Genomic DNA, 12051 nt, shown 5'->3' on the forward strand with positions numbered 1-12051 from the left:
TGGGGGCTTAGCGCACGCGGGGTCCTCGGCTGTGCCCGGCGTTCAGCTCCGGTAGAAGATCCGGTCGCCGTACTCGTCCATCACGCGCGCGTTCCACTCGTGTCCCCCGTCGACGTTGCCCGAGCGCAGCAGGGGCGGTTCGACGCCCCGGGCGGCGAGGGAGGCCGCCGCGGTGGCCGCGACCGCCTGGAGGAGGGCGGCCGTGACGACCGTGGAGGCGGGGGCGAAGGGGGCCGGGACGGCGTCCAGGGACAGCTCCGCGTCGCCCACGGCGACCTTGGAGTCCAGGACGACGTCGCAGTGGTCCTTCAGGAAGGTGCCGGAGGAGTGGCGGGAGGACGTCTCCGCCGCGTACGCGACGGACGTGACGCCGATGACCTTCACGCCGCGTGCGCGTGCCTGGAAGGCCATCTCGACGGGCAGCGGGTTGCGCCCCGACAGCGACACGACCACCAGGGCGTCGCCCGCGCGCAGCGGCGAGTTGTCCAGGACGACCGTCGCGAGCCCGTCGACGCGCTCCAGGGCGGAGCCCAGGGTCGCCGGGCGCACATCGACGCCGACGAGGCCCGGCATCGCCAGCAGGTTCATCACCGCCAGGCCGCCCGCGCGGTACACGAGGTCCTGCGCGGCCAGCGACGAGTGGCCCGCCCCGAACGCGAACAGCCGCCCGCCGGCGACGACCGTGTCGGCCAGCAGCTTCCCCGCCGCCTCGACCGCCCCGGCCTCCTCCACCCGCGCGCGCTCCAGCAACCCCACAGCCGCCTCGAAGAACCGCTCCCCGACCCCGCGCTCACTCATCCCGCAGCCCCTTCGCACCGTCCGGAGATCACACCCGCCCGTTCCGCCGATCACCGTGAGGTCTGGACCAGTGCGGTGTCAATACGGGGGCCGTGCGGCGCTGGGGCAACCGGCGCGGGTAAGGCGGCGGCCGGCAGGGAGAACCCCAGAGGCCGGCGCGGGCGCACGCGTGAGGCGGCGGTTTCGGCCGGAGAGACGGACGCCGGCGGCCCTGAGGGCGCTGGGGCTGTCGGTGCGGGGCCCCGGGCGGCCGGCGCACGCGCGGGGTGGGGCGGCGAGCCCGTACGGGACGGTGGTTCGGGTGCCGGTGCGGGCGGTGCCTATGCTGCCGGCGTCCCCGTGCCGTGCGGCGATCACGCGCGCGTCCGTGTGAGCACGCGCGCGGGCCCATGGACTCGTACGCCATGGCCGGCCTCCGCGTCCGCCCCGCACGCGTCCGCGCCCGGCGGCGAAGACCTGCCCTGGCATCGCGCGCGTGCGCACGGCTCGCCCCCGCTCACATCACCAGGGCCCGCGCACCCCACCCCGCGTGCGTAGCCGACGGCGCGTCCCTCCGGCCCCCGTCGCGCCGCCCCCCTTCCCGACCCGTCGACAGCGGGTCCGTCGAGGTCCGAGGGGGTGTGTGGTGGGCGGGGGACCTGTGGGAGCTGTTCTTCGGGGCGGGGTTTTCTCGGCGCGGCACGGTTGTCAGTGGTATCCGGCAGAATTGGGGGCAGGGCCAGCGCACGAGCCGGAGAGCCGTCGAGCCTTCGGCAGAGCTAATCGAGGGGCACGTATGTCCGGACTGATCGACACCACGGAGATGTATCTCCGCACCATCCTCGAGCTGGAGGAGGAAGGTGTGGTCCCCATGCGTGCCCGCATCGCCGAACGGCTCGACCAGAGCGGACCGACGGTGAGCCAGACGGTCGCGCGCATGGAGCGCGACGGCCTCGTCTCCGTGGCCACCGACCGGCACCTGGAGCTGACGGACGAGGGCCGCCGTCTCGCCACGCGCGTGATGCGCAAGCACCGCCTCGCCGAGTGCCTGCTGGTCGACGTGATCGGTCTGGAGTGGGAGCAGGTCCACGCGGAGGCGTGCCGCTGGGAGCACGTGATGAGTGAGGCCGTCGAGCGCCGCGTCCTGGAGCTCCTGCGCCACCCCACCGAGTCGCCCTACGGCAACCCCATCCCCGGCCTCGAAGAGCTCGGCGAGAAGGACGGCGCCGACCCGTTCCTGGACGAGGGCATGGTCTCCCTGGCCGACCTCGACCCCGGCACGGAGGGCAAGACGGTCGTCGTCCGGCGCATCGGCGAACCCATCCAGACGGACGCGCAGCTGATGTATACGCTGCGCCGCGCCGGCGTGCAGCCCGGTTCGGTCGTGAGCGTGACGGAGTCGCCGGGCGGCGTGCTCGTCGGCAGCGGCGGCGAGGCGGCGGAGCTGGAGGCGGACGTCGCGTCGCACGTGTTCGTGGCCAAGCGCTGATCCCGCCGGAAGCCGGCCGGCAGGCATGAGGCACTGAGCTGCGGGGCATGGTCAACTCCTGACCCGCTGGGGGTGGTTGGGTTCTCTTCGGGTGCCTCGAACCCGGAGAATTCCCTGTGTCGAATCGCAGCGCTCCGGCGCTGCGCGTGCAAGGCTGTCGCGTGAGGCATATGACCGGAGGGGGCGGGATGATGTGCCGCAGACGTGAGAAGGGCCCCGGTGCCGCAAGGCACCGGGGCCTGTCCTCCCCTGTGCTGACCCGGAGCCCCGAGCTCCCAGGGTCAGTCCCCTCGGACCGGTTTCCCCGACCGGCCCGCCTCCCGCAGAAGATCTCCCCTCGGCAGCGGCGATCATTCCTTGAGCAGGGTCACTCGAACGAGCGGTGTTGCCGCCGGAGACTCCATTTCTCGAATGTGCATTCGATACGCTGCGGATGAGGGGCCGCGGAAAGCGGAGGCCGTACTCCGGGAGGGCGGGAGCGGGCCGGCCGGTGGCGGGAGCAGGGCACGGCGGTAGTGGTACGACGGCAGACACGAAGCGGTTGACTCGGACCGGTGGGCTTGAGAGGGAGCGAGCGGGCCGAGCGGAGCCAGGGGGGTGCCAGGACCGATGGCGCGACGCATCGAGGTGATCGGAGCCGGTGGGGTACGCCTCGCGGCCTGGGAGTTCGGGGATCCGCCCAAGCCGATCCCGGACCAGCCGGGGTCGCCCGACGAGGCGGACCGACGGCTCCCGGGACGCGGGCCCACGGACAGCGGACACCCGGCCCAGGCCCCTGCGGGCGCCGCCGCCGGGGGAGAGGGCCGTACCGCAGACCCTCTTTCGGGTGACACCCACGCCGTGGACGGCAGTGCCGCAGGCGCCCCCGCCAAGGACACCCCCGGCGTCCTCTTACTGCACGGCCTCATGGGCCGCGCCTCGCACTGGGCGTCCAGCGCCCGCTGGCTCTCGGAGCGGCACCGCGCGGTCGCGCTGGACCAGCGGGGGCACGGGCAGAGCGAGAAGCTTCCGGAGGCCGCGTTCACCCGGGAGGCGTACGTCGAGGACGCGGAGGCGGCGCTCGAACAGCTCGGCCTCGGCCCCGCCGTCCTCGTCGGGCACGCGATGGGAGCGCTCACCGCGTGGCAGCTCGCCGCCAAGCGGCCGGACCTGGTCCGCGGGCTGATCGTCTGCGACATGCGGGCCTCCGCGCTCGGCGCCGCCTCCCAGCGCGAGTGGGCCGACTGGTTCAAGTCCTGGCCGGTGCCGTTCGCCACCCTCGCGGACGTGCGCAAGTGGTTCGGCGAGGACGACCCCTGGGTCGAGCGGCCCAACCCCGCGCGCGGGGCCTTCTACGCCGAGGTCATGCACGAGTCGGCGGACGGCTGGCGCCCCGTCTTCGAGCCCGACCAGATGCTCAAGTCCCGCGAGACCTGGGTCTACGACGCGCACTGGGAAGAGCTCGCGCAGGTCCAGTGCCCCGCGCTCGTGGTCCGCGGTCTCGACGGCGAACTCGGCCGCGCCGAGGCCCAGGAGATGGTCCGCGTCCTCCCGCGAGGCCAGTACGCGGAGGTCTCCGACGCCGGCCACCTCGTCCACTACGACCAGCCGGACGCCTGGCGCGCGGCCATCGAACCGTTCCTGGACGGCGTGTTCGCGCAGTGAGCGCGCGGCGCCGCCGAACGCCGCAGGGCCGCCGTCGTTGTCCGCCTCAAGCCGCGCCCGCGCCCGACGCAAGCCCGCACCCGCACCGGCGCCCGTCCTCGCCCCCGCGACTCTGCCGTCGCCCCCAGGCCGCGCACCGACTCCCGACCGCTCACCGGCTCCCCGTCCCGCCCGCCGGCTCCCCGTCCCGCCCCACGTCGCCCCGACCGCCCACGTCGCCCCGACCGCCCACGTCGCCCCGACCGCCCACGTCGCCCCGACCGCCCACGTCGCCCCGACCGCCCACGTCGCCCCGACCGCCCACCCGCCCCGACCGGTTCATCCCCGACGGACCGCCGCCCCCGCGCCCCCGCCCCGGACCGCCACCCCCAACTCCCGGCCTCCGCGCGCCCCTTCACGCTGAAGGCCGAGCCCCACCGACCCGGTCACCTCGACAACGTCGCGTTCCCGGCCCGGTGAGGCCCGGCCTGCCACAGATGGACCCGACCCCCGCCGAAGACGAACACCCGGCGGACGAAGGGGCGTTACCGATCCCGCCCACACGCGTAGGCAAGCGGGGAGATCAACTCCTCCGCGTCCGGCAGCCACCGGTTCGCGGCGGTGGGCCGGCAGGCCCACTGGACGGCCCGGGACCCGAACCGGGTCGGAGGCGCGGCCACGTACGAGCCCTCGCCCAGCACGTCGAGATCGAGCGCCCCGATCGACCAGCCGATCCGCCGCAGCAGATCCGGCACCTTGACCGAGGCCCCGGGCAGCACGAAGAACTGCATGCGCCCGTCGGGCGAGAGGGTCACGGGCCCGAGGGTCAGCTCCATGCGCTCCATACGCGCGAGCGCGAGGAACCCGGCCGTCTCCGGCACGGAGATCGCGTCGAACGTGCGCCCGGTCGGCAGCAGGATCGAGGCCATCGGCTGCTTCTGCCAGAGCCTGCGGGCGACGGTCGCGCTGCCCGTCGCCTGGGACGCCCAGTCGGGGCGCACAGGGTGTGCGCCGGGAGCGGCGCACTTGGCGTCACCGCAGGAGCACCGCTGTGCTCCGTCGACGGCTTCCAGCCAGGTGCCGGCGAAGACGTCCCAATGACGCTCCTCGGCATAGCGGACGGCGGTTTCCAGCAGCGTTTCCCCGCGCTGCTTCGGGATTTGGGTGGCTTCGGCGACGCCGGCAATGGTCTCTTCCACGGTGAGCACAACTCTAGCGGTCACGAGGGGTTACGCGTGCCCGAAAGCCTGGGCGGAAGCGGGCTCGCACGGGGGTCTGACGGATGTTCAAGTGCGCGGGGGAGAGCACCGGTTCGGCCTTCGGGGCGCATGGGTGCACGTCCGGGGGCGCGTGGCAGGAAAGCGCCGGGGAACGGGTAGGCACAAACCGGGGGGAACGGGGAGTCACGCTGAGGGGAAGGTTCCGCCCGGGAGTTGGGGCGACACTCCGGCAATCCTCGCAAGTCCCGCATTTTCGCCAAGTTCGCTGGGCACTGATCTTCACGGCCGGAATTTTTCGGTTACGGGTCCGGATCCTGAACCGCCGAACCCCGTACCACCAACGACCCGGAGCCGACCGGTGGAAGACACGTCAACTCGGTGCGTGGCAGGCACCGCAGCCGCAGGGGGTTACGCCATGGCCGCAAGGCCGCTTGTCGCGCGGCAGCCGAACGAACGGTTGCAGGCGCTCATCCAGGAGGCGGGGTGCTCGAACGCCGGGCTCGCCCGCCGGGTCAACATGTGCGGGGCGGAGCACGGCCTCGACCTGCGCTACGACAAGACGTCCGTGGCCCGCTGGCTGCGCGGACAGCAACCGCGGGGCAGGGCACCGGCGATCATCGCCGAGGCGCTGGGCCGCAAACTCGGCCGCACGGTCACGATCGACGAGATCGGCATGGCCAACGGCAAGAACCTCTCCTCGGGCGTCGGGCTCCAGTTCTCCCCGACCGTCCTCGGCGCCATCGAGCAGGTCTGCGAGCTGTGGCGCAGCGACGTGGGCCGGCGTGACTTCCTGTCCGGGTCCTCCGTCGCCGCGTCCGCGTTGGTCGAGCCCAGCCGCGACTGGCTGATCTCCGCGCCGGACGCGCAGGTCGCGCGGACGGCGGGCCCGCGCGTGGGGCAGTCGGACGTCGCCGCCGTCCGGGCCATGACACAGGCGCTCGTCGACCTGGACCACCAGTACGGCAGCGGGCACGTGCGCCCGGTCGTCGTCCACTACCTCAACAGCGTCGTCTCCGGGCTGCTCGCGGGGTCCTACCGGGAGGCGGTGGGGCGGGACTTGTTCGCGGCGGTCGCCCGACTGACCGAGCTGGCGGGGTACATGGCCGTCGACACGGGCCAACCGGGGCTCGCGCAGCGGTACTACATCCAGTCCCTGCGGCTCGCGCAGGCCGCCGGGGACAGAGGCTACGGCGGGTACGTCCTGGCCGCGTCGATGAGCCACCTCGCGGCGCAGCTCGGGAACCCGCGGGAGATCGCGCAGCTGGCGCGCGCGGCGCAGGAAGGGGCGCGCGGACGGGTCACCCCGCGCGCGGAGTCGATGTTCCACGCCGCCGAGGCACGCGGGCACGCGCTCCTGGGTGACGTCCGGGCGGCGCAACTGTCGTCCACGCGCGCGATCTCCGCGCTGGAGGCGGCCGAGACGGACACCGGGGACGACCCGCCCTGGATCGCCCACTTCGACGAGGCGTACCTCGCGGACGAGCTGGCGCACTGCCACCGCGACCTCGGCCAGGCGGACGCCGCCGCGCGCTGCGCCGAACAGTCCCTCGCCGGACACCCGACGACCCGCGCGCGCAGGCGTGCCATCGGGTACGTCCTGCTCGCCACCGCGCGGGTTCAGCAGCGCGAGATCGAGCAGGCGTGCCACACGGGCCTCAAGGCGGTCGAACTCCTGGAGACCCTGCGCTCCAACCGGGGCGCGGAGTACCTGGACGACCTCCAGCAGCGCCTGGAGCCCTACCGGGACGAGCCCGTCGTCCGCGAGTTCGGGGCCCGCCTCGACCTCCAGACGGCGGCCTGAACCGACGCTGAACCGCCGTACCGGTACCCGTGCGGCGGTCGGCGCTGTTAGTGACGTCACAGGACGGCAGGTCACGGTCTGAGCTGTGTGGTCCGGGGTTCGGGGAACCCGGTAGCGTGAGCCGACGACTGTCGTGAAGTCCCCCGTTCGGAGGAGTCCCCGTGGCGCAGAGTGGACAGGGCGAGGAGCCCTCGGCGCGGCCCGCGCGCGAAGGCATCGTGCTGCCCTCCGACGGCGGTGAGCCCCTGCTGCCGGGCATGACGGGCGCGTCGGCCGTCCCTCCGGCACCTCGGTACGCCCCCCAGCCCGACCCGTCCCCGGCACCCGGCCAGGGCTGGTCCCAGCCCGATCCCCAGCCGGCCCAGCCGACCACCCAGAGCTGGCCCCTCCCGCCCGAGGGCGGCGACTCCCCGGTGACGTACGGACAGGGGACCCCGTACGACCAGGGAGCTACAGGCCGCCAGTCCGCACCGGCCCCGTACGACCCGAGAGCCACAGACGGCCAGCCCGCCTCCGCCCCGTACGACCAGGGAGCCACGTACGGTCAGCCCGCCCCCTACCAGCAGACGTACGACCAGCCCGCGCCCGGCGCCTCCTACGGGCAGAGTGCGCCGCTGCCGCCCATGGACGAGGCCGCCACGCAGTACATCCCGCCCGTACGGGACGGCGGGTACCCGAACTCCGGGGGATTCCCGGGTTCTCCCGGAGACTTCCCGGGTTCCGAGGGGGCGACCCAGTACCTCCCGCCGGTTCCGGCCGTCGAGGAGGGTGCCACCCAGGTCCTCCCCCCGATCACCCCGGGCGCGCTGCCCCCCGAGTCCGGCCCGGCCCCGTACCCGGCCGGCGACTCAGCCCCGACGCAGGTCATCCCCCCGATACCGGCGGACGGCCGGCCCCCCGCAGGCTTCGAGAACCTGTTCCGCGACGCCCCCGCGCCCACGCCGGGCGGCCAGAGCGGTCCCGGCGGTCCCGGCATCCCGCCCCAGCAGCCCGCGTACGGCCAGCAACAGCCGCCCTACGGCCAGCAGCAGCCCCCGTACGCCGCCCAACAGCCTCAGCAGCCCCCGTACGGCCGTCAGCCGCAGCCGGGCCCCGCCCAGGCCCCGTACGCCCCGCAGGGCGCCCGCCAGGCCCCCTACGACGGCCCCGACGACGGACGCGGCAGGGGCGGGCGCACCCGCTCCAAGGTCCCGCTGATCATCGCGGCCGGCGTCGCGATCGCGGCCGTCGGCATAGGCGCGGGCGCGCTGATGGGCAGCGGCGGCGACGACAAGGACGCGAACAGCACGAACGTCGCGGTGTCCCAGGACGCGAGCCAGGGCGCCGGCGCGGCGGCCGGGGACGGCGCCGAGGCGCAGGCGCAGGCGCTGGACAAGCTCCTCGCGGACAGCGGCAGCAGCCGCGCGACGGTGATCGGCGCGGTCGCCGACGTCAAGGCGTGCAACGACCTGGAGAAGGCCGCCGCCGACCTGCGCGACGCGGCCAACCAGCGCAACGCCCTGGTGACCAAGCTGTCCGCGCTGTCCGTCGACAAGCTCCCCGACCACACGGCCCTCACCGACGCCCTCACCAAGGCGTGGCAGGCGTCCGCCGCCGCCGACGACCACTACGCCGCCTGGGCCGACCAGGTCGCCGGTGACAAGAAGAACTGCCGCAAGGGCCAGGCCCGGACGACGTCCGAGACCGCGCAGGGCAACAGGGAGAGCGGCACCGCCACCCAGCAGAAGGGCAAGGCGGCGGCGCTGTGGAACGTCATCGCGAAGAAGTACGGGCTGACGGAACGCCAGCCGACGCAGCTCTAGGCGCGGCTCCGGGCACGCCTACGCGCGTGCCTCACTTCAGGCTTGCCGCCTGGAGTGACTTCGTCACGTCCAGGAAGCCGCTGCGCGCGGCGACCAGGCGGCCGTCGCGGACGACCTGGAGGGTGACGTCCGCGTTCACCATGCGCGGGAAGCCGACGGAGCCGAGGCGGCCGGAGAACTCCCAGTTCAGGGTGGGGGTCAGACCGCCGGTGTCGACCTTGAGGCCGTCGTCCAGAGCGCTCTTGAGCGAGTCGGCCGTCACCTTGCCGCCCTTCAGGGACGCGACCGCCTGGCGCAGGACCGTGAACGCGAGGTAGGTCGTCTGGACGCCCGTGTCCTCCGCGTCGATGCGGGTGTCGGAGAACGCCTCCTCCTTGATGATCTTCTTCAGCTCGTCCCACCGGGGGTCGCTCGCGACGGGGTACCAGCCGGTGACGTACGACCCCTCGTACGGCCCGTCGGTCCCGCCCGTCGAGTCGATCTCCGTCTGGTCGACGCTGCCCAGGACGGACGCCGTGCGCACCGCGGGCCAGTCGTCGCGGACGCGGCGGAACGAGTCCATGAAGATGCTGGTCCGGTCGCCGAGCGCGGGGACGACGCAGCCCTTCGCGGACGTCGCCCCGCCGGTCGCCTCGCGCAGCGCGGCCTCGGCGGCCGTCCCGTACTCTGTCGCGTCCTCGGCGGCCCGCTGGTCCTTCGAGGGGCTGTGCCCGCCGGTGTCCAGGCCCGCGTCCAGCATCACGGGCTGTGTGTCCCCGGCGATCGTGTCGGGCCGCACCAGCGCGATCCGCCCGCAGGTCTTCGCCAGCTCCTCGCCGAGCCCCGCGAGCAGCGCGGGCTGACCGCCGTTGACCGGGTACGACAGGGGGCTCGTGAACTCGTCCTCGGTGACGCCGTACCCGCCTATGTAGGGCACGCCGCCGCCCTCCAGGGGCGGGAAGAACGACTTCGAGTACTGGCTGTAGGAGCCGACGACCGCGACGGCGCCCTCCTTGACGGCCCTGCGCGCGCACGTGGCCGCGCCGACGGTGTCGTTGTGGTCGTTGCAGGTCAGGACCTTGAGCGGACGTCCGTCCAGGCCGCCGTTGTCGTTGATCCAGCGCGCGTACGCCTGCGCGAAGGCCGGCATGCCCGGCTTGTTCGTCGCGCCGGTGCCCTGCGGTGCCCACGTCATGACGACGACCGGGTCGTCCCCGGCACCCCCCGTGGTACCAGGGACGACCCCGCATCCGGCGAGGAGCGACGCACCGGCCACCAGCGTCGCCGTTCTCGCTCTGACGGACCTGGTGAAGCGGCCGGTCCCGGGGAGGTAGGAGCTGCGCGTGCGTCGCCTGCCGGTCATGGGCACACACGCTTCCGCCACATTCCCAACTCGGAAGTGACCCTTGGTCAACGTGTGGTGACGCGGAAGTGAATTGCGTGGGGGGTGTGGGGTGGGGCGGCCGGTGGGGCGGGGGTGCGGGTCGGCGATCATAGGATTCATGACCTTGCAAGGACCGGAGAACCCTTCCCGTCGGGGCCGTCGCTCATCCACCATGGGCGTCATGCCACTCAACGACATGCCGTGGTGGCGCTGGCGCAGCAATGTGCGCTCCGCGCTGCACATGCTCTCCGACCCCGGCTTCCAGCGGAGCGTCTGGCTCACCGGAACCGAGGGGTACGGCGACGTCACCGACGCCGTCTACCGCCTCGTCGAGGACACCTGGCTCGACAACTGGTCCGCCGAGAAATACGTCGGCACGATCTTCCGCGACTCCCAGGAGGCGGCCCTCGTCGACACGGCCGTCCTGCGGGTGCTGCGGATCATGCACCAGGTGGGGCCGGACGCGCCCGTCTCCGCGTACCTCGACCATCCGGGGTGGGGGGAGGCCGTGCGGGCCGCCCGGGACGCGCACGTGCGTATGGCTGTCGCGGACGGGGAGGATCCGGAGGGGGCGCCGCAGACGTTGGAGGTGCTGCGGATAGTCACGCGGGCGGGGTAGGCGGGGGCTTACGCACGCGCGCGGGGTGGGCGGATGGTTGCGCACGCGCGCGGGGCGCGAGGGTTCGGGTACGCGCGGGGTGGAGGGTTCGGGTACGCGGGCGGGCGCGTGTGCAGGCGGACGTGTGCGGTACGCGGGCGCGTGCCGTGTGGTGCGGGCGCTCGTCAGGACGGCCCGCCGCCCACCCACTGGAACCCCCCGGGCTCCCGGGCGGACGTGTGCGACCCTGTGACCCATGAACGCGCAGTCCAGCCCCGCCGCCCCGGCCCAGCAGTACGTCCTCACCCTCTCCTGCCCCGACAAGGCCGGCATCGTGCACGCGGTGTCCAGCTACCTGTTCATGACCGGGTGCAACATCGAGGACAGCCAGCAGTTCGGCGACCACGACACGGGCCTGTTCTTCATGCGCGTCCATTTCTCCGCGGAGGCCCCGGTCACCGTCGACAAGCTGCGCGCCAGCTTCGCCGCGATCGGTGACTCGTTCCACATGGACTGGCAGATCAACCGGGCCGACGAGAAGACCCGCGTCGTCCTGATGGTCAGCAAGTTCGGGCACTGTCTGAACGACCTCCTCTTCCGCGCGCGTACGGGCGCGTTGCCGGTCGAGATCGCGGCGGTCGTCTCCAACCACACCGACTTCGCCGAGCTGGTGGGGTCGTACGGCATCCCCTTCCACCACATCCCGGTCACCAGGGACACCAAGGCCGACGCGGAGGCCCGCCTCCTGGAGATCGTCCGCGAGCAGGACGTCGAACTGGTCGTCCTCGCGCGCTACATGCAGGTCCTCTCCGACGACCTCTGCAAGCAGCTCAGCGGCCGGATCATCAACATCCACCACTCCTTCCTGCCGAGCTTCAAGGGCGCGAAGCCGTACCACCAGGCGCACACGCGCGGTGTGAAGCTGATCGGCGCGACGGCCCACTACGTCACCGCCGACCTCGACGAGGGGCCGATCATCGAGCAGGAGGTCGAGCGCGTCGGGCACGACGTCACGCCGGACCAGCTCGTCGCGATCGGCCGTGACGTCGAGTGCCAGGCGCTCGCGCGCGCGGTGAAGTGGCACGCGGAACGCAGGATCCTGCTGAACGGGCGGCGCACGGTGGTGTTCGCGTAAACGGTGGTGTTCGCGTCGTGAGGGGGCGGGCGGGGCTGGTCCGGCGGCGGGTGCGTCGTGGCCGTCCGCGCGGTTCTGCGAGCCTCTGAGACGCCGGTTCGCGGTGTGTTCCAGGGACGCGGGCCCGTGGGCTGGGGACGCGGGCCTGTGGCGCCGTATGCGGCTCCGCCGTACGGGCGCGGGCGGCACCTCTCCGGCACGGGCGGGTGAGCGACAAGGCCCCCGCCTCGCCCCCCCGGCGCC

At 73.3% G+C, this 12051-nt stretch carries 9 protein-coding genes; 6 read left to right on the forward strand and 3 right to left on the reverse strand.

All coding sequences use genetic code 11. From position 1 onward, the window contains the following. Window positions 1–42: 42 nt before the first annotated feature. The gene (locus tag IAG44_RS23190; RefSeq protein WP_187748989.1) at window positions 43–798 is read right to left on the reverse strand and encodes an SIS domain-containing protein; all 756 of its coding nucleotides are present in this window, start codon (window positions 796–798) and stop codon (window positions 43–45) included. Between the two features lie 775 nt (window positions 799–1573). Between IAG44_RS23190 and IAG44_RS23195 the strand changes: the two genes are divergently transcribed. Both IAG44_RS23195 and IAG44_RS23200 read left to right on the forward strand, forming a co-directional pair. Next, window positions 1574–2266 (forward strand): iron-dependent transcriptional repressor DtxR, encoded by a 693-nt coding sequence (locus IAG44_RS23195; protein WP_187748990.1) that lies wholly within the window; start codon window positions 1574–1576, stop codon window positions 2264–2266. 609 nt (window positions 2267–2875) lie between these two features. Continuing rightward, a complete protein-coding gene (locus IAG44_RS23200; RefSeq protein WP_187748991.1) occupies window positions 2876–3910 on the forward strand; it encodes an alpha/beta fold hydrolase in 1035 nt (344 codons plus the stop codon). A 524-nt stretch (window positions 3911–4434) separates the two neighbouring features. Here the strand turns inward: IAG44_RS23200 and IAG44_RS23205 are convergent. Then, entirely contained in the window at window positions 4435–5097 is a 663-nt protein-coding gene (locus IAG44_RS23205; protein WP_187748992.1) for a bifunctional DNA primase/polymerase, read from the reverse strand. A 427-nt stretch (window positions 5098–5524) separates the two neighbouring features. Here IAG44_RS23205 and IAG44_RS23210 point away from each other — a divergent pair, with 427 nt between their 5' ends. Both IAG44_RS23210 and IAG44_RS23215 read left to right on the forward strand, forming a co-directional pair. Continuing rightward, window positions 5525–6910 (forward strand): NsdA family TPR-like regulatory protein, encoded by a 1386-nt coding sequence (locus tag IAG44_RS23210; RefSeq protein ID WP_187748993.1) that lies wholly within the window; start codon window positions 5525–5527, stop codon window positions 6908–6910. A 161-nt stretch (window positions 6911–7071) separates the two neighbouring features. Next, entirely contained in the window at window positions 7072–8712 is a 1641-nt protein-coding gene (locus tag IAG44_RS23215) for a chromosomal replication initiator protein DnaA (protein WP_187748994.1), read from the forward strand. A 31-nt stretch (window positions 8713–8743) separates the two neighbouring features. Here IAG44_RS23215 and IAG44_RS23220 read toward each other — a convergent pair whose 3' ends face one another. Next, a complete protein-coding gene (locus IAG44_RS23220) occupies window positions 8744–10054 on the reverse strand; it encodes an ABC transporter substrate-binding protein (protein WP_187748995.1) in 1311 nt (436 codons plus the stop codon). A 139-nt stretch (window positions 10055–10193) separates the two neighbouring features. On the opposite strand from IAG44_RS23220, the gene IAG44_RS23225 reads away from it, so the two are divergent. Continuing rightward, window positions 10194–10694, forward strand: a complete 501-nt coding sequence (locus IAG44_RS23225; protein ID WP_187748996.1) for an SCO4402 family protein — start codon at window positions 10194–10196, stop codon at window positions 10692–10694. A gap of 235 nt (window positions 10695–10929) precedes the next feature. Further along, a complete protein-coding gene (gene purU / locus IAG44_RS23230) occupies window positions 10930–11808 on the forward strand; it encodes a formyltetrahydrofolate deformylase (RefSeq protein WP_187748997.1) in 879 nt (292 codons plus the stop codon). The last annotated feature ends 243 nt before the right edge of the window (window positions 11809–12051 follow it).

The organism is Streptomyces roseirectus (assembly GCF_014489635.1).
GTDB lineage: Bacteria > Actinomycetota > Actinomycetes > Streptomycetales > Streptomycetaceae > Streptomyces > Streptomyces roseirectus.

Excerpts from the sequence above, each read along its gene's own strand:
- IAG44_RS23190 (WP_187748989.1), bottom strand. The coding sequence starts at position 798 with ATGAGTGAGCGCGGGGTCGGGGAGCGGTTCTTCGAGGCGGCTGTGGGG.
- IAG44_RS23195 (WP_187748990.1), top strand. The coding sequence starts at position 1,574 with ATGTCCGGACTGATCGACACCACGGAGATGTATCTCCGCACCATCCTC.
- IAG44_RS23200 (WP_187748991.1), top strand. The coding sequence starts at position 2,876 with ATGGCGCGACGCATCGAGGTGATCGGAGCCGGTGGGGTACGCCTCGCG.
- IAG44_RS23210 (WP_187748993.1), top strand. The coding sequence starts at position 5,525 with ATGGCCGCAAGGCCGCTTGTCGCGCGGCAGCCGAACGAACGGTTGCAG.
- IAG44_RS23220 (WP_187748995.1), bottom strand. The coding sequence starts at position 10,054 with ATGACCGGCAGGCGACGCACGCGCAGCTCCTACCTCCCCGGGACCGGC.
- IAG44_RS23225 (WP_187748996.1), top strand. The coding sequence starts at position 10,194 with ATGACCTTGCAAGGACCGGAGAACCCTTCCCGTCGGGGCCGTCGCTCA.
- purU (WP_187748997.1), top strand. The coding sequence starts at position 10,930 with ATGAACGCGCAGTCCAGCCCCGCCGCCCCGGCCCAGCAGTACGTCCTC.